We start from the raw sequence: 20600 nt of genomic DNA on the forward strand, positions 1-20600 counted from the left end.
AAAGTGAGGAGGATTTTTATGTATAGTATTTCATTCCAAGAAGATTCATTATTGCCAAGAGAAAGACTGGCCAAGGAAGGAGTTGAAGCGCTGAGTAATCAAGAGTTGCTAGCTATTTTACTTAGGACAGGAACACGTCAAGCTAGTGTTTTTGAAATTGCTCAGAAAGTTTTGAACAACCTTTCAAGCCTAACAGATTTGAAAAAAATGACCCTGCAGGAATTGCAGAGTCTGTCTGGTATCGGCCGTGTTAAGGCAATAGAATTACAAGCTATGATCGAACTGGGCAATCGTATTCATAAGCATGAGACTCTTGAGATGGAAAGTATTCTCAGCAGTCAAAAGTTGGCCAAGAAGATGCAGCAGGAGTTGGGACATAAAAAACAAGAGCACCTGGTGGCGCTCTATCTCAATACTCAAAATCAAATCATCCATCAACAGACCATTTTTATCGGCTCAGCTACCCGCAGTATTGCTGAACCACGTGAGATTCTTCACTATGCCATCAAGCATATGGCGACCTCTCTCATCTTGGTTCACAATCATCCTTCAGGAGCGGTAGCGCCTAGCCGAAATGATGATCATGTGACTAAACTTGTAAAAGAAGCCTGCGAACTGATGGGGATTGTTCTCTTGGACCATTTGATTGTCTCTCATTCTAATTACTTTAGTTATCGTGAAAAGACGGATTTAATCTAAAGTTCATTAACGACATAGTCAAAGAGGTTTTTATCTTTGGGACGATTTTCAAATAGAAATTCTGGATGCCATTGGACACCGAGAAAGGCGAAATCATCCGTACTCATGACAGCTTCAATGATACCATCCTTAGGATCATGAGCCGCAATCTTTAAATTTGGTGCTAAATCCTTGATGCTCTGGTGGTGGAAGGAGTTGATATGAGAAATTTCTCCATAGATTTCTCGAAGAACAGTATCAGGTTCTGTTACCAAGCGTTGAGTTGTGTATTCGGCAGAACAATCCTGCCAATGGTCTTCGATATCTTGATACAAAGTTCCACCCATGGCAACGTTAAAGAGTTGAGTTCCACGGCAGACGGAGAAAATTGGCTTTTTCTGTTTAATCGCTTCCTTGATGAGGGCCAGTTCGAAGATATCTCTTTGAAGGTGGTAGTCATCGCTATCGATGGTTTTTGGTTCACCATAGAATTTTGGATCAACATTTTGCCCACCTGTCAAGATGAGCTTGTCAATCAAACTAATATAGTGGCTAGCCATTTCTTGATCACCAATCGGTAGGATGATGGGAATCCCTCCAGCGTCTTTAACGCCTTCAACAAAGCCTTTTGCTGCGTAACTCATCATGATGTCATCATCTGGATGAGTTTTTTCGTTTCCTGTTATCCCAATAACTGGTTTTTTCATAAAATGATTTTCGCTTTCTAATCCTCTTTTCGCATGAAGTAGAGGAGAGTTTGGAGTTCACTTGTCAAATCGACATATTGAACGACCACGTCTTTTGGTAAATGCAGATGGACTGGTGAAAAACTGAGGATTCCTTTCACGCCAGCATCCACCAAGAGATTGGCAACCTCTTGCGACTTGACGCTGGGAACAGTCAAGATAGCAGTCTTCACATCAGCATCCTTGATTTTATCCTTGATTTGAGAAATTCCGTAAATGGGAATCCCATCAGGAGTTTGGGTACCGACTTCAGGATGGTCATCTAGATCAAAGGCCATGATAATCTTCATCTTGTTACGCTCGTGGAAGCGGTAGTGGAGAAGGGCATGGCCCATATTTCCAATACCTACCAGCATGACATTGGTAATAGAGTTATCATTGAGTAAATCGGCAAAAAATGTCATCAGTTTTTTGACATCATAGCCAAAACCACGACGACCTAGTTCACCAAAATAGGAAAAATCACGACGTACGGTCGCGGAATCAATACCGATAGCCTCTGCAATTTGCTTAGAGTTGGCACGTTCAATCTTTTCTGCATGAAATCTCTTAAAAATTCGATAGTAGAGAGAGAGTCTTTTCGCTGTTGCTTTTGGAATAGCAGACTGTTTATCTTTCACAAAATCACAACCTTTCTATTCTTCTATTTTATAGAAACATTGTGAAAAAATCAACAAAAACAAGAAAAAACTAAGAAAAATCTTAGTTTTGATGTAAAAAATCTGCATGTGATAGAAAACGGTAGAGGTCTCCGACCAGACCCTGATAAACTTTCTGGCCATTAAAAGTCAGAGAAGTCACATAAAGTGTATCTGGTAGGGTCACACATCCTGACAGAGCCAGCATGAGAGCTTTATAATCCTCATACTTGAGTGTACGCTCTACATGATAGTTGTCCTTATAGGTCAGTTCAAACATATGGGACCTATCTTTCCGATTTTGTAAAGACACCACGTTCTACCAAGCTATCCATGAGGAAGTAGAATTTTTCCTGATGAATGTGGTGGTCTTCTGATTTGAAAATATCAACTAGACGTAGCCCAAACTTGTCAGTGATATTGATTTTAGCACCTGTAAGTTCCTTGTTAATGATGATTTTGAGTTGGAATCCCTCACCGCTGTTCGGCACTTTTTCCAAAAGGCGAGTCAATTCATAGTTACCAACCTTAGTCTCAAAAAAGGTGTTGTCCTTAAGGGTGAATTTTTTAACAGAAGGGCTAAGAGTGTAGTCGTAACGACAATTTTTTAACTGAATGGTTTTTTCAAATGCCATATGGCTAACCTCCGATAATTTCTTTTAAGGTTTTTGCGAGGGTATGTAGATCTTCAACAGTATTTTCTGGCGACAAACTGATACGAACGGATTCCTTCAAGCGTTCTGAATTTGCCCCGTACATGGCTTCAAGAACATGGCTGGATTGTACAATGCCTGCAGTGCAGGCTGAGCCAGTAGAGATTGAAATTCCAGCCAAATCTAGACGAAGGAGTAAGAGGTCATTTTTCTGACCAGGAAATCCAATATTGAGAACATAAGGGAGATGATGTTCTCCTCTATTCAAGTAATATTGAATGTCCTCTAGCTCTGCAAGAAAGGCAGTGTCTAAATTTTGTACATGTTGAAAATGTTCTTCTTGCTTTTCTAGGTCTTCTTTTAGGGCTGCAACCATAGCCACTATGGCAGCTAGATTTTCAGTTCCTGCACGTTTTTTCTGTTCTTGGTCTCCACCATGTAGATAGGAATCAAAGTCCATGCTAGATGCGTAGAGAAAGCCGATTCCCTTAGGGCCATGGAATTTATGGGCAGAAGCGGTGAGAAAATCAATGCCCAACTCTTCTGGGTGAATTGGGATTTTACCAATAGCTTGAACTGCATCAACATGGTAGGCAGCAGGGTGTTGCTTGAGTATTTGGCCAATTTCAGCAATTGGCAGTAGGTTTCCTGTCTCGTTATTGGCAAACATGGTAGAAACCAAAATCGTATCATCACGTAAAGCATTTAGAATTTGTTGGGCTGTGATTTCTTGATTTTCTGGTTGGATAATGGTTGCTTCAAAACCGAAGTGTTGAACCAAGTAATCAATGGTTTCAAGGACGGCATGGTGCTCAATAGCAGTTGTGATGATATGTTTTCCTTGCTCTTGGTGACGAAGGCAGTAACCAATGATAGCAGTATTGTTGCCTTCAGTACCACCAGAAGTGAAAAAGATATGTTGAGGTTTTGTCCCCAGTAACTGGGCTAGTTCCTGACGGGCTTCTCGCAAGAGTTTACCAGCTTGACGACCATGACCATGAATACTAGAAGGATTTCCATGGGTTTCTTGCATAACCTTGGTCATAGCTGAAATAGCAACTGCTGACATGGGAGTCGTTGCAGCATTGTCCAAATAAATCAAAGAATCACCTTATTTCTTTTTGTTGTAGGCAAAGAGTGGGCTGACTGGTTTTCTTTCGTGGATACGGACGATAGCATCACCAATTAACTCACTAGCAGTGATGTAGCATACGTTTTTAGGAGTTTTTTCTTTTGTTGCTACTGAATCAGTCACAAGAATTTCCTTAATATTAGTATTGTCAAGAAGTTCAGCAGCTCCTTCAACGAAGAGACCATGACTAGAAACAGCATAAATTTCTGTAGCCCCTTCACGTTCAACGATTTTAGCAGCTTCAGAGAAGGTGCGTCCTGTATTAAGAATATCATCAATCAAGATGGCTTTCTTACCTTCAACATCACCAATAATATAACCTTCGTTACGAGTTGCATCGTCCTGAGGGTAATCGATAATGGCGATAGGAGCATCAAGATATTCAGCTAAGCTACGAGCACGCTTTACACCTGAATTTTTAGGGCTAACCACGACAACATCTGAACCGAGTAGGCCCTTATCGCAATAATGTTTTGCAAATAGGGGAACTGTGAAAAGGTTATCGACAGGGATGTCAAAGAAACCTTGAACCTGAACGGCATGCAAATCAAGCGTAAGGATACGATCGACACCAGCCTTAACTAGCATATTGGCAACTAGTTTCGCTGTAAGTGGCTCACGAGGTGAAGCGATGCGGTCTTGACGTGCATAGCCAAAATATGGAAGGACAACGTTGATACTGTGCGCACTTGCACGAACACAAGCATCAACCATGATTAACAATTCCATTAGGTGGTTGTTAACAGGGAAACTTGTTGATTGGATGATGTAAACATCATAACCACGGACACTTTCTTCGATATTTACTTGGATTTCTCCATCTGAAAATTGACGTGATGATAGTTTTCCAAGTGGGACACCAACAGCTTGAGCAATTTTCTGTGCAATCTCTTGGTTAGAGTTGAGTGCGAAAAGTTTCATATTTTTTCTATCTGACATTATAGACCGTCCTCTGTAAACTTTATAAATCCTAGTTATATATGTCTTGCCTATATGAACTGGGATTTGTGTATTTTATCTCTTCCATTTTACCAAAAAATAGAGATTATTTCAGCTATTTTTCATGCTTTTGACAAATCGGACCAATTTTGAGGGAGCTTTTTGATAAGCAATCTGATTTTTCTCTAAAAATTGCTGGAAATCTTGCTTTCCTTGCTCGTGATTTTCAACTTCAAGCTCTAATTCGTAATCTGTAATATCAAAGTACTGACTTTCATCCAGTGCCATGAGACCAATAGCTGTTTGCATTTCATAGCGAAGCGTTATTAGACAACCGAGCACCTGCCAGTTCTTGCTCTGGATACCATGTTTAGCTAATTCATCAAGAACCAGCCCTTGAGGAAGTTCTTTCTTGCTCAGATAGTTTTCAGCATCTTTTAGTTGCAATTTTTGGTTGTATTCCATGTTTCCAACACTTTGCGGGACTTTGAGTGTCAATTCAGCCCAATCTTCAAAAGTTCGAATACGCATAGCGACTTTCTTTTCTCGCAGCTCAAAACTAGGTGTGTCGATGTAGTAATTTTTTTGAAGAACAGGAGTGACGTCTGTGAACTGGTCTTTTAGACGATTATATTCATCTTTTTTCAAGAGTGTTTTCAATTCAATTTCTAAATGTTTCAATTTTCTTACCTTTTCTTTGTCTATGAAAGCGGATTATATGATATAATAGCTTTGTATTTATTGTATATGAATCTGGAGAAAAAATCAAAGATATTTTTGAAGGATAATATGAGAACAAGGGAGAATATATGACCATAGAATGGGAAGAATTTCTAGATCCTTACATTCAAGCTGTTGGTGAGTTAAAGATTAAACTACGTGGTATTCGGAAGCAATATCGTAAGCAAAATAAGCATTCTCCGATTGAGTTTGTGACTGGTCGAGTTAAGCCAATTGAAAGTATAAAGGAAAAAATGGCTCGACGTGGTATTACTTATGCGACCTTAGAACACGATTTACAGGATATTGCTGGTTTACGTGTGATGGTCCAGTTTGTAGATGACGTTAAGGAAGTAGTGGAAATTTTGCGCAAGCGTCAGGACATGCGAATCATACAGGAGCGAGATTACATTACTCATCGAAAAGCATCAGGCTACCGTTCCTATCATGTGGTAGTAGAATATATGGTTGACACTATCAATGGTGCTAAAACCATTTTGGCGGAAATTCAGATTCGTACTTTGGCCATGAATTTCTGGGCAACGATAGAACATTCTCTCAACTACAAGTACCAAGGGGATTTCCCAGAGGAGATAAAGAAGCGACTGGAAATTACTGCCAAAATTGCTCATCAGTTGGATGAAGAAATGGGTAAAATTCGTGATGATATCCAAGAAGCCCAGGCTCTTTTTGATCCTTTGAGTAGAAAATTAAATGACGGTGTAGGAAACAGTGACGATACAGATGAAGAATACAGGTAAACGAATTGACCTGATAGCTAATAGAAAACCACAGAGTCAAAGGGTTTTGTATGAATTGCGAGATCGTTTGAAGAGAAATCAGTTTATACTCAATGATACCAATCCGGACATTGTCATCTCCATTGGTGGGGATGGTATGCTCTTGTCGGCCTTTCATAAGTACGAAAACCAGCTTGACAAGGTCCGCTTCATTGGTGTTCACACTGGACATTTGGGCTTCTATACGGACTACCGTGATTTTGAGTTGGACAAGCTAGTGACTAATTTGCAGCTAGATACCGGAGCAAGAGTCTCTTACCCTGTTCTAAATGTGAAGGTCTTTCTTGAAAATGGCGAAGTGAAGATTTTCAGAGCATTAAATGAAGCCAGCATCCGCAGGTCTGATCGAACCATGGTGGCGGATGTTGTGATTAACGGTGTCCACTTTGAACGTTTTCGAGGAGACGGACTAACAGTTTCGACACCGACTGGTAGTACAGCCTATAACAAGTCGCTCGGTGGAGCTGTCTTACACCCTACCATTGAAGCTCTTCAGTTGACGGAAATTGCCAGCCTTAACAATCGTGTTTATCGAACGCTGGGTTCATCTATTATTGTTCCTAAGAAGGATAAGATTGAACTCATCCCAACGAGAAACGATTACCATACTATTTCGGTTGACAATAGCGTTTATTCTTTCCGTAATATTGAGCGTATCGAGTATCAAATTGACCATTATAAGATTCACTTCGTCGCGTCGCCGAGCCATACCAGTTTCTGGAATCGTGTTAAGGATGCATTTATCGGCGAGGTGGATGAATGAGGTTTAAATTTATCGCAGATGAACATGTCAAGGTTAAGACCTTCTTAAAAAAACACGAGGTTTCTAAGGGACTACTGGCCAAGATTAAGTTTCGGGGTGGAGCTATTCTGGTCAATGACCAACCGCAAAATGCAACCTATCTATTGGATATTGGAGACCGCGTTATCATCGATATTCCTGCTGAGGAAGGCTTTGAAACTCTAGAAGCTATCGAGCGCCCACTGGATATTCTCTATGAGGATGACCATTTTCTAGTCTTGAATAAACCCTATGGAGTGGCTTCTATTCCTAGTGTCAACCACTCCAATACCATTGCTAATTTTATTAAGGGTTACTATGTCAAGCAAAATTATGAGAATCAGCAGGTTCACATTGTGACCAGGCTTGATAGAGATACTTCTGGCTTGATGCTCTTTGCCAAACACGGCTATGCCCACGCACGATTAGACAAGCAGTTGCAGAAAAAGTCTATTGAAAAACGCTATTTTGCTTTGGTTAAAGGCGATGGACACTTGGAGTCAGAGGGGGAAATTATTGCCCCGATTGCGCGTGATGAAGACTCTATTATTACCAGACGTGTAGCTAAAGGTGGAAAGTATGCTCATACTTCCTACAAGATTGTAGCATCTTATGGGAATATTCACTTGGTTGATATTCGCCTGCATACTGGACGAACCCACCAAATCCGAGTCCATTTTTCTCATATTGGTTTTCCTTTGTTGGGAGATGATTTGTATGGCGGTAGTCTGGATGATGGAATTCAGCGCCAAGCCCTACATTGTCATTACCTATCCTTTTATCATCCATTTTTAGAGCAAGACTTGCAGTTAGAAAGTCCCTTGCCGGATGATTTTAGCAACCTTATTACCCAGTTATCAACTAATACTCTATAAAAACTGTTTCAGAGTATAATTATTATCTTAAAGGAGAAAACTCATGGAAGTTTTTGAAAGTCTCAAAGCCAACTTAGTTGGTAAAAATGCTCGTATCGTTCTCCCTGAAGGGGAAGAACCTCGTATTCTTCAAGCGACTAAACGCCTGGTAAAAGAAACAGAAGTGATTCCTGTTTTGCTTGGAAATCCTGAAAAAATTAAAATTTATCTTGAAATCGAAGGTATTGAGAATGGTTATGAAGTCATCGACCCTCAACACTACGATAAATTTGAAGAAATGGTTGCTGCCTTGGTAGAACGTCGCAAGGGCAAAATGTCTGAAGAAGATGCACGCAAGGTTTTGGTTGAAGATGTCAACTATTTTGGTGTTATGTTGGTTTACTTGGGCTTGGTTGATGGAATGGTATCAGGTGCGATTCACTCAACTGCTTCAACAGTTCGCCCAGCCCTACAAATCATTAAAACTCGTCCAAATGTAACTCGTACTTCAGGTGCCTTCCTCATGGTTCGTGGTACGGAACGTTACCTCTTTGGGGATTGTGCCATCAACATCAATCCAGATGCAGAAGCCTTGGCTGAAATTGCCATCAACTCAGCAATCACAGCTAAGATGTTTGGAATCGAGCCTAAAATTGCTATGCTGAGCTATTCTACTAAAGGTTCAGGTTTTGGTGAAAGTGTTGATAAGGTTGTAGAAGCAACTAAAATTGCTCACGACTTGCGCCCTGACCTTGAAATCGATGGTGAGTTGCAATTTGATGCAGCCTTTGTTCCTGAAACTGCAGCTTTGAAAGCTCCTGGAAGTACAGTAGCTGGTCAAGCAAATGTCTTCATCTTCCCAGGTATCGAGGCAGGAAATATCGGCTACAAGATGGCCGAACGTCTCGGTGGCTTTGCGGCTGTAGGACCTGTTTTGCAAGGTTTGAACAAGCCAGTTAACGACCTTTCTCGTGGATGTAATGCAGATGATGTCTACAAGTTAACCCTCATCACAGCAGCTCAAGCAGTTCATAAATAAGATTTAGTCCTCTTTCCTTTGGGAAGAGGATTTTTATACTCAATGAAAATCAAAGAGCAAACTAGGAAACTAGCCGCAGACTGTACTTGAGTACGGCAAGGCGACGTTGACGTGGTTTGAATTTGATTTTCGAAGAGTATTAATACTAGGAAAAGGACAGTTAGAATCTTCTGTGTTATACTAGAGATATGTTAGATTTGAAAGAATACGGTATCGTCATGTGGCCGGAGGAGAAGATCATTTCTTTCCGTGAGAAACTTCTCGCTTGGTATGATGAAAACAAAAGAGATTTACCGTGGCGTAGAAGTAAAAATCCTTATCATATCTGGGTGTCTGAAATTATGCTCCAGCAAACTAGGGTGGATACGGTTATCCCTTATTACGAACGATTCTTGGACTGGTTTCCAACAGTAGAAAGTTTGGCGAATGCGCCTGAAGAGCGTTTGTTGAAGGCTTGGGAAGGTTTGGGTTATTATTCTCGAGTTCGTAATTTACAGGCTGCAGCCCAGCAGATTATGACTGATTTTGGTGGTCAATTTCCAAACACCTATGAAGGAATTTCCAGCTTGAAAGGAATTGGACCTTACACTGCAGGAGCCATTTCCAGTATTGCTTTTAACTTGCCTGAGCCAGCTGTAGATGGTAATGTCATGCGTGTTTTGGCACGTCTATTTGAAGTTAATCACGATATTGGGATTCCAAGTAATCGTAAAATTTTTCAGGCAATGATGGAAATCTTGATTGACCCAGAAAGGCCTGGTGACTTTAATCAAGCTTTGATGGACTTAGGATCTGATATTGAGGCGCCTGTAAATCCCAGACCAGAAGAAAGCCCAGTTAAGGACTTTAGTGCGGCATATCAGAATGGCACAATGGACCGTTATCCAATTAAGGCTCCCAAGAAAAAGCCTGTTCCAATTTATCTTAAAGCCTTGGTGGTCAAAAATACTCAGGGACAATTTTTACTTGAAAAAAATGAAAGTGAAAAGCTATTGGCAGGTTTTTGGCATTTCCCCTTGATAGAAGTTGATAACTTTTCGCAAGGAGAGCAGTTTGACCTCTTTCATCAGGTTGCAGAAGAAAGCGTGAACTTTGGTCCCAGTCCAGAAGAGAGTTTCCAGCAGGACTATGACCTAGATGTTGATTGGCTTGATATTTATTTTGAGACTGTCAAGCATATCTTTAGTCATCGTAAGTGGCATGTTCAAATTGTAGCAGGTCAGGTGAGTGACTACAATGACTTTCCAGATAGGGAAGTTCGCTGGCTTTCACCAGAAGAGTTTAAGAATTACCCACTTGCCAAACCCCAACAAAAAATCTGGCAGGCTTATGCACAAGCCAACTTAGACAGTAGTAAAGACTAGCTATTGTGTCTTCTTTTTATTTTTTTGATATAATAGTAGAGAAAAAGGTGAACAAATGAAAAAAATATTAATTGTAGATGATGAAAAACCAATCTCGGATATTATCAAGTTTAATATGACCAAGGAAGGTTACGAGGTTGTAACTGCTTTTAATGGTCGTGAAGCACTAGAACAATTTGAAGCAGAGCAACCAGATATTATTATTCTGGATTTGATGCTTCCCGAAATTGATGGTTTAGAAGTTGCAAAGACTATTCGTAAGACGAGTAGTGTTCCTATTATCATGCTGTCAGCTAAAGACAGCGAATTTGATAAGGTTATTGGTTTGGAGCTTGGAGCGGATGACTATGTGACAAAACCCTTCTCAAATCGTGAGTTGCAGGCGCGTGTTAAAGCTCTTCTTCGTCGTACGGACTTGGTTTCTGTAGATAATCAAGAGTCAGATGAAAAGAAAACCCAACCTTTGCAAATTGGGGACTTGGAGATTGTACCAGATGCCTATGTGGCTAAAAAATATGGTGAAGAACTAGACTTGACCCACCGTGAATTTGAACTTTTGTACCACTTGGCTTCTCATATTGGTCAAGTGATTACCCGTGAACACTTGCTTGAAACGGTCTGGGGGTATGATTATTTCGGAGATGTTCGGACTGTTGACGTAACTATCAGACGTTTGCGTGAGAAGATTGAAGATACACCTAGTCGTCCAGAGTATATCCTAACACGTCGTGGTGTTGGTTATTATATGAGAAATAATGATTGAATTGATTAGAAAAAATATTCTTACTAGTGATTTTATCTTCATTTTAATTTTATTGGGTTTTATCTTGATTGTTACCTTGCTTTTGCTAGAAAATCGGCGAGATAATATTCGGTTGAAGCAAATTAATCAAAAAGTTAAAGACTTGATTGCAGGAGATTATTCTCAGGTATTGGATATGCAGGGAAGCTCTGAAATCACTAATATTACCAATAATCTCAATGATTTATCAGAAGTAATCCGTTTGACCCAAGAAAATCTGGAACAAGAGAGTAAACGATTACACAGTATCCTCTCTTATATGACAGATGGTGTCCTCGCGACCAATCGTCGTGGTAAGATTACTATGATTAATGACATGGCTAAGAAACAGCTAGGTGTTCAGAAAGAAGATGTTCTCAATAAAAGTATTCTAGAATTGCTTAAGATTGAAGATGAGTATGAACTTCGTGATTTGATTACCCAAGTTCCTGAGCTTATGATTGATTCTCAGGATGCCAATGGTGAATATCTGAGCCTTCGTGTACGTTTTGCCTTGGTTCGTCGTGAGTCTGGCTTTATTTCTGGTTTGGTTGCAGTTTTGCATGATACGACTGAGCAGGAAAAGGAGGAACGCGAACGGAGACTCTTTGTTTCCAATGTTAGTCATGAGTTACGGACTCCACTGACTAGCGTAAAATCCTATCTTGAAGCCTTGGATGAGGGGGCCTTGTCAGAACCTGTCGCACCAGACTTTATCAAGGTATCTCTAGATGAAACTAACCGTATGATGCGAATGGTGACGGATCTCCTCCATCTTTCACGGATTGATAATGCGACCAGTCACCTAGATGTGGAACTGATTAACTTTACTGCCTTTATTACCTTTATCCTTAACCGCTTTGATAAGATGAGGGGATCAGACGAAGAAAAGAAATATGAATTGGTCAGAGATTATCCGATTACCTCTGTCTGGATTGAAATTGATACAGACAAGATGACACAGGTGATTGATAATATTCTCAACAATGCCATTAAATATTCTCCAGATGGTGGAAAAATCACAGTGACCATGAAGACAACTGATGATCAGATGATTTTATCCATCTCAGATCAAGGCTTGGGTATTCCTAAGCAGGATTTACCACGTATCTTTGACCGTTTCTACCGTGTGGATCGTGCTAGAAGCCGTGCTCAAGGTGGAACAGGGCTAGGACTGTCTATCGCTAAAGAAATTATCAAACAACATAATGGTTTTATTTGGGCCAAGAGTATATATGGTAAGGGATCAACCTTCACCATTGTACTCCCTTATGATAAGGATGCAGTGAAAGAAGAAGTATGGGAGGACGAAATAGAAGACCAGAATGAGTGAAACAGGCTTTAAATACAGTATTTTAGCGTCGGGTTCCAGTGGAAATTCCTTTTATCTGGAAACCCCAAAAAAGAAACTATTAGTGGATGCAGGCTTATCTGGTAAGAAAATCACCAGCCTACTTGCTGAAATAAATCGTAAGCCAGAAGATCTGGATGCCATCTTGATTACGCATGAGCATTCTGACCATATCCATGGAGTGGGTGTTTTAGCTCGCAAGTATGGTATGGATTTGTATGCCAATGAAAAGACCTGGCAGGCTATGGAAAATAGCAAGTATCTTGGCAAGGTAGATTCTTCGCAAAAGCACATCTTTGAAATGGGCAAAACCAAAACCTTTGGAGATATCGACATCGAGAGTTTTGGTGTAAGCCATGATGCAGTCGCACCGCAGTTCTATCGCTTTATGAAGGATGATAAGAGTTTTGTCATGCTGACTGATACAGGTTATGTTAGTGATCGAATGGCAGGAATTGTCGAAAATGCAGATGGCTATCTTATCGAGTCCAACCATGATGTAGAGATTTTGCGAGCAGGTTCTTACGCTTGGCGATTAAAACAACGAATCCTATCGGATCTCGGTCACCTTTCTAACGAGGACGGTGCTGAAGCTATGATTCGTACCTTGGGAAACCGCACTAAGAGGATCTACCTTGGGCATTTATCTAAGGAAAACAATATCAAGGAACTGGCTCACATGACCATGGTTAATCAGCTAGCACAAGCTGATTTAGGTGTAGGAGTAGACTTTAAGGTTTATGATACCTCACCAGATACCGCAACACCATTGACAGACATATAGAAAGAACGCTGAGAAGGTGTTCTTTTTATATTGACTGAACACCTAAAAAGTAATACAATGGTGTTACCATTAAAAAAGGGAGTGCAAAAAATGACTACTATTACATTAAAAGTTTCTGAAGCTGACAAAACATTTATGAAAGCAATGGCTAAGTTTGAAGGAGTTTCCCTGTCGGAACTTATCCGCACCAAAACTCTTGAAGCTCTAGAAGATGAATACGATGCTCGTGTGGCAGATTTAGCCTATCAAGAGTATTTAGAAGACTTGGAAAAAGGAGTTGAACCCATTACTTGGGAAGAAATGATGCATGATTTAGGCTTGGAGGATGAATAATTTGTATAAATTAGTTCCAACAAGACGTTTCATCAAGCAATTGAAAAAATTGGATCGTTATACGCAGAAGATAATTACAAACTATTTACAAACCAATGTTTTGGAAGACCCAAGACGACACGGAAAGGCTTTGGTTGGTAATCGCGTTGGTCAATGGCGCTATAGAATTGGTAATTATCGAGTTATCGTACAAATTGTAGATGATGAATTAGTCATTGCTACTTTAGAAGTTGGTCATCGGAGAGATATTTATTGAATTAAAGTTGAGTAATAACAGTATAGAAAGTGAGGAGAGTAAAATTTGAAGAAAAAATGGTTTTTTGCAGATTATTATGATACAACAATTATTTTACTTGCTTTAATCTCTGTTATTCTGGTATTACTTGGATTTGCTGAGATGATTGATTTAGACAGTCCTCCATACAGTATTATTGACTTACTACTTTGGTTTGTGTTTGTGGTAGATTATGTTTGGCGGTTCTTTTCAAGTGAAGCAAAATGGAGGTTTATACTTGAAAATATCTTTGACTTGTTAGCTATCCTTCCTTTAAATGCTATTTTTACAGTATTTCGATTAGGGCGTATTTTCCGCTTAGCAAGGCTGACAAAATTACTGAAACTGACTCGTTTACTTAGAATAATTGGACTTACAGGTAAATTAGAAAGAAAAATTAGTAGATTCTTACGGACAAATGGCCTGATTTATATCTTGTATGTTAATATCTTTATTGTTCTAGTAGGAAGTTCAATTTTATCTGTAGTTGAAGAAAAATCTTTCTCAGATAGTCTTTGGTGGGCTCTTGTGACAGTAACCACTGTTGGTTATGGTGATATTGTTCCAGTTTCCCTTTTTGGGAAATGGCTAGCTGTTTTATTAATGTTGGTAGGGATTAGTACAATAGGAATGTTAACAAGTGCCTTGACGAACTTTTTTGTAAAAGATAATCCAGGTGAACAGATAAAACTTGATAAACTACAAGACGAATTATCGAGCCAAAGAATATTAATAGAGAAACAATCTGAGAAAATCGAAGAACTACAGCGAATGATACAAGATTTGATTGAAAAAAGGTAATTTTGACCATTTAAAAACCACTCGATGAGTGGCTTTTTTACAATCCTGCAAATTCTTTGATTTCTTGTGCTGACATTGAAGAGTCGCAACGGACATTGATTTGTCCATCTGCAATGTGAACGAAGCCTGGTACAGTTGGGATTCCGTAGCGTGAGCGGAATGCTTGTAACTCATTGAGTTGGCTTGCTTCTTCACTGTTGATGAAGTAGATGTGAGCTTTAGTTTCAGCTACGACACCTGCCAATGTACCTGCAAATTTACGGCAGTAAGGGCAAGTTTTGCGACCGATAAAGAAGGTTGCAGTTTCTTTTTTATCAAGAGCTTCTTGCGCACGCGCAACTGTAGTGACTTCAAGGTCTTTGATATTATCTAAAAATTGTTCCATGAGATTACCTCGCTTTCATTGATAAGTCTAGTATGCCATAAAGTTTCTAAAATTGCTTAGATTTGATACGAAAAAAAGATGAGATTGGTTGGTCTCATCTTTTATAGGGTTTTATTTTACAAAAGCATTGATTTCTGCTTCGATGTTAGCAATTTTAGCTTGTGATTCTTCGTTGGTTTCACCTACAACTGCAATGTAGAACTTGATTTTTGGTTCTGTCCCTGAAGGGCGAACGGCAATCCACGAACCGTCAGCAAGTGTGTATTTCAACACATCACTTGGAGGAGTTGTCAAGTTTGTAACAGTGCCGTCAGCAGCAGTAGCTGTTTGAGCTTTGAAGTCTTCTACGACAGTGATAGCTGTTGCATTCCATTCTTTTGGAGCATTGTTACGGAATTTAGCCATAATCGCTTTGATTTGTTCAGCACCATCGACACCTGAAAGGGTAACAGAGATAGTTTTTTCAGCGTAGTAGCCGTACTCTTTGTAGATTTCTTCGATACCGTCAGCAAGGGTCAAACCACGTGAACGGTAGTAGGCAGCAAGTTCAGCAACGACAAGAACAGCTTGGATAGCGTCTTTATCACGTACGAATGGTTTAATCAAGTAACCGAAGCTTTCTTCAAATCCCATCATGTAAGTGTGATTGTGTTTTTCTTCGAATTCTTGGATTTTTTCAGCGATGAATTTGAAACCAGTCAGAACGTTGAACATAGTTGCGCCGTAGCTTTCAGCAATCTTCGTTACCAAGTCAGTTGATACGATAGATTTGCAAAGGGCTGCATTTTCAGGCAGAGTTCCGGCATTTTTGTGGGCTTCCAAGATGTATTTTGCCATGATAGCACCGATTTGGTTACCTGAAAGGTTGAGGTAGCTACCATCTTTTTGAAGAACTTCAACACCAACACGGTCAGCATCAGGGTCAGTTGCCACAAGAACATCTGCACCAACTTGACGACCAAGTTCTTCAGCAAGGGCAAAGGCTGCTTGGCTTTCTGGGTTTGGAGATTTTACAGTTGAGAAGTCAGGATCGGCAGTTGCTTGCGCTTCAACGACTTGAACAGAGTCAAATCCTGCTTGGGCAAGAGCACGACGAGCCAACATTTCACCAGTACCATGAAGTGGTGTGTAGACAATTTTCATGTCTTTACCAAATTCTTCAATCAAGGCTGGGTTGATGTTTACGTTCTTAACCTCTTTAAGGTATTCTACGTCAACAGCTTCGCCGATAACTTCAATCAAGCCAGAAGCTTTTTCAGCTTCCACATCAGCAACTTCTACCGCAAATAGATTTTCGATTGCACGGATATAAGTAGTCAAAGCGTCTGCGTCGTGTGGAGGCATTTGTCCACCGTCTTCACCGTAAACCTTGTACCCGTTAAATGGTGCAGGGTTGTGGCTGGCTGTGACCATGATACCCGCGAAACAGTTGAGGTGACGAACTGCAAATGATAGTTCTGGAGTTGGACGAAGGCTTTCAAATACATAAGATTTGATGCCGTGTTTAGCAAGAACTGCCGCAGACTCAAAGGCAAACTCAGGTGAGAAGTGACGGCTATCGTAGGCAATTGCCACACCACGTTCTTTTTCATTTCCACCTTTTGACTCGATCAAACGAGCCAATCCTTCAGTAGCTTGGCGAACAACGTAGATGTTGATACGGTTTGTACCAGCACCAATCAACCCACGCATACCTGCAGTACCAAATTCAAGGTTTGTATAGAAGGCATCTTCCTTCGTTTTTTCATCCATATTTTCTAAATCTTGACGAAGGTAGTCAGGAAGCTCCGCAAAATCAACCCATTTCTGGTAATTTTCTTGGTAAGACATTGAAATTCTCCTTTTTGTAAATTGTTTTAACCGTTCACATTATAGCACTTTTTAGCGTTTTAGTAAAACCTTAGCATAACTTACATAAAAGTAGTAACATATGCCTGTTTATCAAGTCTTGAATGCCTTAGGGAAACATGCTATACTACTTTTATGATTATTTTACAAGCTAATAAAATTGAACGTTCTTTTGCAGGAGAGGTTCTTTTTGATAATATTAACCTACAAGTTGATGAACGTGATCGGATAGCCCTTGTTGGGAAAAATGGTGCAGGTAAGTCTACTCTTTTGAAGATTTTGGTTGGAGAAGAGGAGCCAACTAGTGGTGAAATCAATAAGAAAAAAGATATTTCTCTGTCTTACCTAGCTCAAGATAGCCGTTTTGAGTCTGAAAATACCATCTACGATGAGATGCTTCATGTCTTTGATGACTTGCGTCGGACTGAGAAACAACTTCGTCAGATGGAGCTGGAGATGGGTGAAAAATCTGGTGAAGATTTGGATAAACTGATGTCAGATTACGACCGCTTATCTGAGAATTTTCGCCAAGCAGGTGGCTTTACCTATGAAGCTGATATACGAGCGATTTTGAATGGATTCAAGTTTGACGAATCTATGTGGCAGATGAAAATTGCCGAGCTTTCGGGTGGTCAAAATACTCGTCTGGCACTTGCCAAAATGCTCCTTGAAAAGCCAAATCTCTTGGTCTTGGACGAGCCAACCAACCACTTGGATATTGAAACTATCGCTTGGCTAGAGAATTACTTGGTAAACTATAGCGGCGCCCTTATTATTGTCAGCCACGACCGTTATTTCTTAGATAAGGTTGCGACAATTACGCTAGATTTGACCAAGCATTCCTTGGATCGCTATGTGGGTAACTACTCTCGTTTTGTTGAGTTAAAGGAGCAAAAGCTAGCTACTGAGGCAAAAAACTATGAAAAGCAACAAAAGGAAATCGCTGCTCTGGAAGACTTTGTCAATCGCAATCTAGTACGTGCTTCGACGACCAAACGAGCCCAATCTCGACGCAAACAACTGGAAAAAATGGAGCGTTTGGACAAACCTGAAGCTGGCAAGAAATCAGCCAACATGACCTTCCAGTCTGAAAAAACGTCGGGCAATGTTGTTTTGACTGTTGAGAATGCAGCTATTGGCTATGATGGGGAAATATTGTCAGATCCTATCAACCTAGACCTTCGTAAGATGAATGCTGTTGCTATTGTTGGACCAAATGGTATTGGCAAGTCAACCTTTATCAAGTCTATTGTGGACCAGATTCCTTTTATCAAGGGTGAGAAGCGCTTTGGCGCCAATGTTGAGGTTGGTTACTATGACCAAACCCAAAGCAAGCTGACACCAAGTAATACTGTACTGGATGAACTCTGGAATGATTTTAAACTGACACCAGAAGTTGAAATTCGTAACCGTCTAGGTGCCTTCCTTTTCTCAGGAGATGATGTTAAAAAATCAGTCGGCATGCTGTCTGGTGGCGAGAAAGCCCGTTTACTTCTGGCTAAACTTTCCATGGAAAACAACAACTTCTTGATTCTGGATGAGCCAACCAACCACTTGGATATTGATAGCAAGGAAGTGTTGGAAAATGCCTTGATTGACTTTGATGGAACTCTTCTATTCGTCAGTCACGACCGTTACTTTATCAATCGTGTGGCAACTCATGTACTGGAATTGTCTGAGAATGGATCAACTCTCTATCTTGGAGATTACGACTACTATGTCGAGAAGAAAGCAGAAGTAGAAATGATTCAAACTGAGGAAATTTCAACTACTAATCAAGCAAAAGAAGCAAGTCCAGTTAATGACTATCAAGCTCAGAAAGAAAGTCAAAAAGAAGCCCGTAAACTCATGCGACAAATCGAAAGTCTAGAAGCTGAAATCGAAGAGTTAGAAAGTCAAAGCCAAGACATTTCTGAACAAATGTTGGAAACAAACGATGCCGGCAAACTGGTGGAATTGCAGGCTGAACTGGACAAAATCAGCCATCGTCAGGAAGAAGCTATGCTTGAGTGGGAAGAATTATCAGAGCAGGTGTAAAAGGAGAAAACAGATGGTAGAATTTAGATATTTTAACACAGAATATTAGATATTTTAACACAGAATATAAGAAAGTAACCAATAAGACATTTTCAGATAGTTTTGTTTTTTTAAAGATAATTGGAATGACTATGGTTATAATATTACTTTTAGTGTTTATTATTATGATAATGATTGTAGTGAAAGATACATAGGTAGTTATAGAATTTATGAATCTGAAATAGAAGAACAAGAGAATGCGGATGGAATTAAATCTATTTTTGAATTATCTAAAGATGATTTTGATAGGAATCAAAAATATTCTTTAGCTTGTAATCTAGAGTTTTATCAAAAATTGTATGAATTTTCACAGGATTACTATGATGATTTTCTAAAAGAGCACAATGATTTAACACTTAATGATATACCAGAAGATATAAAAGAAAATAGTGGAGTAAAGAAAGCTCTCTTAAGAAATGATGGGATAACAAAAAGTGAAGATATAATAGATTTTAATAGTGAAATACAAAGAATCGATTCAGAATTAAATGTTGGTAATTGTGTTTCAACTGAGAAATATTTAGAACTTATTTTTGATTATATTTTGGAAATATTAATGGATGATGAAATAACTGAGGATAATAAAAAGTTAGTTTTCAAAATTGTTGGAGGGTGTAATTTTAATTTTGAATTATTAAATAAATTAGCCAGATATTTTTTAGATAATCTAAACTATGGCCAACATCAAAATGGTATTGATTTATTACTTTCCTTACTTGAAAGAACTAATTTTGATCAATTAAAGTCAGAGCTAGAGACCATTAAAAATGAAGATTTAGGAAAAATATCAACTAGTGTTAAGAAAATTAAGGACAAATTAAGATACTCTCGAACTACAAACGATGACAGTTTTATTCACTATACTTCCCTAAATACATTAAAATTTTTGCTTTATAAAACTGATGATAAAAATAATTATCCTAGATTACGGCTTAGCAATGCCAGACAAATGAATGATCCAAATGAAGGATATACATTTCTCAATTTCATAGGTATTGAGAAAGAGAAGCTGTCTGAAACCGATTATGATACATCGCCGTTCTTCTTTGCTTCTATGACACAAACTGGAGGTGAACAAAATCTAGATGATAGTCTTCCAATGTGGAAGCAGTATGGTGATGATGCAAAAGGGATTAATCTAACATATCATTCTGAGTACATTAAAAGCTTAATAGAAGATGGAATAGAAATTTATAAAGTTTGTTATAATGTTAAGGAAGATTTACTAGAGGAAGAAATAAATTCAATAAAATCAGCATTTAACGAAATTAAAAATTATGACGATGATAAAGAAAAAGAAGGTATCTTTTTATCAGCATTAAACCTAATTGATGACATTCGTTATTTGTTTAAAGATGCAGATTACAGCTATGAAAATGAATATAGAATTATTCAATCTTATGAAGGCAACGAAGATGTTATTTTTTCTAGCGAAAGTTCTAATAGTGTGATTCCTGGTCTATATGCTTATATTGACAAAGAACTAAAATATTCCAAAATTAAACTTGGTCCTAAATGTGATGATATTGATTTTGTTGCTCCCTATATAAAATTCGTTGATAGAAATATTGAAGTAACTAAGTCGCAAATATCTTATCGTTAATTCATTAATTTTGAATGTTT

At 39.1% G+C, this 20600-nt stretch carries 23 protein-coding genes; 14 read left to right on the forward strand and 9 right to left on the reverse strand.

Annotation, left to right across the window (positions count from 1 at the left end):
* Positions 1 to 18 precede the first annotated feature (18 nt).
* Positions 19 to 699 (forward strand): RadC family protein, encoded by a 681-nt coding sequence (gene radC / locus QMQ21_RS00165; RefSeq protein ID WP_261813694.1) that lies wholly within the window; start codon positions 19 to 21, stop codon positions 697 to 699.
* Here radC and QMQ21_RS00170 read toward each other — a convergent pair.
* From QMQ21_RS00170 to QMQ21_RS00200, 7 genes are all read right to left on the reverse strand, one after another.
* Positions 696 to 1385: a gamma-glutamyl-gamma-aminobutyrate hydrolase family protein gene (locus tag QMQ21_RS00170; protein ID WP_084947091.1), complete on the reverse strand. Its 690-nt coding sequence runs from the start codon at positions 1383 to 1385 to the stop codon at positions 696 to 698. The two genes, radC and QMQ21_RS00170, sit on opposite strands and share 4 nt — an antisense overlap.
* Positions 1386 to 1402: 17 nt before the next feature.
* Positions 1403 to 2044, reverse strand: a complete 642-nt coding sequence (locus tag QMQ21_RS00175; RefSeq protein ID WP_000653417.1) for a redox-sensing transcriptional repressor Rex — start codon at positions 2042 to 2044, stop codon at positions 1403 to 1405.
* Between the two features lie 82 nt (positions 2045 to 2126).
* Positions 2127 to 2342, reverse strand: a complete 216-nt coding sequence (locus QMQ21_RS00180; RefSeq protein WP_153209575.1) for a DUF4649 family protein — start codon at positions 2340 to 2342, stop codon at positions 2127 to 2129.
* A 7-nt stretch (positions 2343 to 2349) separates the two neighbouring features.
* Positions 2350 to 2697, reverse strand: coding sequence for a DUF1831 domain-containing protein (locus QMQ21_RS00185; RefSeq protein ID WP_000863540.1), 348 nt, complete (start codon positions 2695 to 2697; stop codon positions 2350 to 2352).
* Between the two features lie 4 nt (positions 2698 to 2701).
* Positions 2702 to 3817 (reverse strand): cysteine desulfurase family protein, encoded by a 1116-nt coding sequence (locus QMQ21_RS00190; RefSeq protein ID WP_261813695.1) that lies wholly within the window; start codon positions 3815 to 3817, stop codon positions 2702 to 2704.
* Between the two features lie 9 nt (positions 3818 to 3826).
* On the reverse strand, positions 3827 to 4786 hold the full coding sequence (locus QMQ21_RS00195; RefSeq protein WP_001283818.1) for a ribose-phosphate diphosphokinase: 960 nt from the start codon (positions 4784 to 4786) through the stop codon (positions 3827 to 3829).
* 111 nt (positions 4787 to 4897) lie between these two features.
* Positions 4898 to 5467, reverse strand: a complete 570-nt coding sequence (locus tag QMQ21_RS00200) for a CYTH domain-containing protein (protein ID WP_261813696.1) — start codon at positions 5465 to 5467, stop codon at positions 4898 to 4900.
* A gap of 128 nt (positions 5468 to 5595) precedes the next feature.
* On the opposite strand from QMQ21_RS00200, the gene yjbM reads away from it, so the two are divergent.
* From yjbM to QMQ21_RS00255, 11 genes are all read left to right on the forward strand, one after another.
* Positions 5596 to 6267: a GTP diphosphokinase gene (yjbM, locus tag QMQ21_RS00205; RefSeq protein ID WP_000151559.1), complete on the forward strand. Its 672-nt coding sequence runs from the start codon at positions 5596 to 5598 to the stop codon at positions 6265 to 6267.
* A complete protein-coding gene (locus QMQ21_RS00210) occupies positions 6251 to 7069 on the forward strand; it encodes an NAD kinase (RefSeq protein ID WP_261056870.1) in 819 nt (272 codons plus the stop codon). Before yjbM ends, QMQ21_RS00210 begins: the two co-directional genes overlap by 17 nt.
* Entirely contained in the window at positions 7066 to 7962 is an 897-nt protein-coding gene (locus QMQ21_RS00215; RefSeq protein ID WP_261813697.1) for an RluA family pseudouridine synthase, read from the forward strand. The genes QMQ21_RS00210 and QMQ21_RS00215 overlap by 4 nt, the downstream gene beginning before the upstream one ends.
* Before the next feature lie 43 nt (positions 7963 to 8005).
* The gene (pta, locus tag QMQ21_RS00220) at positions 8006 to 8980 is read left to right on the forward strand and encodes a phosphate acetyltransferase (protein ID WP_261813698.1); all 975 of its coding nucleotides are present in this window, start codon (positions 8006 to 8008) and stop codon (positions 8978 to 8980) included.
* A 188-nt stretch (positions 8981 to 9168) separates the two neighbouring features.
* Positions 9169 to 10344: an A/G-specific adenine glycosylase gene (gene mutY, locus QMQ21_RS00225; protein WP_023947456.1), complete on the forward strand. Its 1176-nt coding sequence runs from the start codon at positions 9169 to 9171 to the stop codon at positions 10342 to 10344.
* A gap of 55 nt (positions 10345 to 10399) precedes the next feature.
* Positions 10400 to 11107, forward strand: a complete 708-nt coding sequence (yycF, locus tag QMQ21_RS00230; protein WP_000722072.1) for a response regulator YycF — start codon at positions 10400 to 10402, stop codon at positions 11105 to 11107.
* The gene (gene vicK / locus QMQ21_RS00235; RefSeq protein ID WP_000571163.1) at positions 11100 to 12458 is read left to right on the forward strand and encodes a cell wall metabolism sensor histidine kinase VicK; all 1359 of its coding nucleotides are present in this window, start codon (positions 11100 to 11102) and stop codon (positions 12456 to 12458) included. Before yycF ends, vicK begins: the two co-directional genes overlap by 8 nt.
* Complete coding sequence (locus tag QMQ21_RS00240) at positions 12451 to 13260, forward strand: MBL fold metallo-hydrolase (protein ID WP_203212729.1); 810 nt, start codon at positions 12451 to 12453, stop codon at positions 13258 to 13260. The genes vicK and QMQ21_RS00240 overlap by 8 nt, the downstream gene beginning before the upstream one ends.
* Positions 13261 to 13350: 90 nt before the next feature.
* Positions 13351 to 13593, forward strand: coding sequence for a type II toxin-antitoxin system RelB family antitoxin (gene relB / locus QMQ21_RS00245; RefSeq protein ID WP_000208079.1), 243 nt, complete (start codon positions 13351 to 13353; stop codon positions 13591 to 13593).
* Position 13594: 1 nt separating this feature from the next.
* Entirely contained in the window at positions 13595 to 13849 is a 255-nt protein-coding gene (locus tag QMQ21_RS00250; RefSeq protein ID WP_004239453.1) for a type II toxin-antitoxin system RelE family toxin, read from the forward strand.
* A gap of 45 nt (positions 13850 to 13894) precedes the next feature.
* A complete protein-coding gene (locus QMQ21_RS00255; RefSeq protein ID WP_033685149.1) occupies positions 13895 to 14668 on the forward strand; it encodes a potassium channel family protein in 774 nt (257 codons plus the stop codon).
* Positions 14669 to 14705: 37 nt separating this feature from the next.
* Here the strand turns inward: QMQ21_RS00255 and QMQ21_RS00260 are convergent, their stop codons facing one another.
* The gene (locus tag QMQ21_RS00260; RefSeq protein WP_033685148.1) at positions 14706 to 15053 is read right to left on the reverse strand and encodes a DUF6568 family protein; all 348 of its coding nucleotides are present in this window, start codon (positions 15051 to 15053) and stop codon (positions 14706 to 14708) included.
* A gap of 111 nt (positions 15054 to 15164) precedes the next feature.
* Complete coding sequence (locus tag QMQ21_RS00265) at positions 15165 to 16883, reverse strand: phospho-sugar mutase (RefSeq protein ID WP_070527697.1); 1719 nt, start codon at positions 16881 to 16883, stop codon at positions 15165 to 15167.
* Positions 16884 to 17036: 153 nt separating this feature from the next.
* On the opposite strand from QMQ21_RS00265, the gene QMQ21_RS00270 reads away from it, so the two are divergent.
* On the forward strand, positions 17037 to 18938 hold the full coding sequence (locus QMQ21_RS00270; RefSeq protein ID WP_261035197.1) for an ABC transporter ATP-binding protein: 1902 nt from the start codon (positions 17037 to 17039) through the stop codon (positions 18936 to 18938).
* Positions 18939 to 19272: 334 nt separating this feature from the next.
* Entirely contained in the window at positions 19273 to 20580 is a 1308-nt protein-coding gene (locus QMQ21_RS00275) for a DUF2971 domain-containing protein (protein WP_261035198.1), read from the forward strand.
* Positions 20581 to 20600: the final 20 nt, after the last annotated feature.

The organism is Streptococcus bouchesdurhonensis, from assembly GCF_948472335.1.

Bases quoted from the DNA above. Each gene is read 5' to 3' on its own strand.
- QMQ21_RS00240 (WP_203212729.1), top strand. From the start codon at position 12,451: ATGAGTGAAACAGGCTTTAAATACAGTATTTTAGCGTCGGGTTCCAGT.
- QMQ21_RS00265 (WP_070527697.1), bottom strand. From the start codon at position 16,883: ATGTCTTACCAAGAAAATTACCAGAAATGGGTTGATTTTGCGGAGCTT.
- QMQ21_RS00180 (WP_153209575.1), bottom strand. From the start codon at position 2,342: ATGTTTGAACTGACCTATAAGGACAACTATCATGTAGAGCGTACACTC.
- yjbM (WP_000151559.1), top strand. From the start codon at position 5,596: ATGACCATAGAATGGGAAGAATTTCTAGATCCTTACATTCAAGCTGTT.
- QMQ21_RS00195 (WP_001283818.1), bottom strand. From the start codon at position 4,786: ATGTCAGATAGAAAAAATATGAAACTTTTCGCACTCAACTCTAACCAA.
- pta (WP_261813698.1), top strand. From the start codon at position 8,006: ATGGAAGTTTTTGAAAGTCTCAAAGCCAACTTAGTTGGTAAAAATGCT.
- yycF (WP_000722072.1), top strand. From the start codon at position 10,400: ATGAAAAAAATATTAATTGTAGATGATGAAAAACCAATCTCGGATATT.
- radC (WP_261813694.1), top strand. From the start codon at position 19: ATGTATAGTATTTCATTCCAAGAAGATTCATTATTGCCAAGAGAAAGA.
- relB (WP_000208079.1), top strand. From the start codon at position 13,351: ATGACTACTATTACATTAAAAGTTTCTGAAGCTGACAAAACATTTATG.
- QMQ21_RS00270 (WP_261035197.1), top strand. From the start codon at position 17,037: ATGATTATTTTACAAGCTAATAAAATTGAACGTTCTTTTGCAGGAGAG.
- QMQ21_RS00260 (WP_033685148.1), bottom strand. From the start codon at position 15,053: ATGGAACAATTTTTAGATAATATCAAAGACCTTGAAGTCACTACAGTT.
- QMQ21_RS00215 (WP_261813697.1), top strand. From the start codon at position 7,066: ATGAGGTTTAAATTTATCGCAGATGAACATGTCAAGGTTAAGACCTTC.
- vicK (WP_000571163.1), top strand. From the start codon at position 11,100: ATGATTGAATTGATTAGAAAAAATATTCTTACTAGTGATTTTATCTTC.
- QMQ21_RS00170 (WP_084947091.1), bottom strand. From the start codon at position 1,385: ATGAAAAAACCAGTTATTGGGATAACAGGAAACGAAAAAACTCATCCA.
- mutY (WP_023947456.1), top strand. From the start codon at position 9,169: ATGTTAGATTTGAAAGAATACGGTATCGTCATGTGGCCGGAGGAGAAG.
- QMQ21_RS00210 (WP_261056870.1), top strand. From the start codon at position 6,251: ATGAAGAATACAGGTAAACGAATTGACCTGATAGCTAATAGAAAACCA.
- QMQ21_RS00185 (WP_000863540.1), bottom strand. From the start codon at position 2,697: ATGGCATTTGAAAAAACCATTCAGTTAAAAAATTGTCGTTACGACTAC.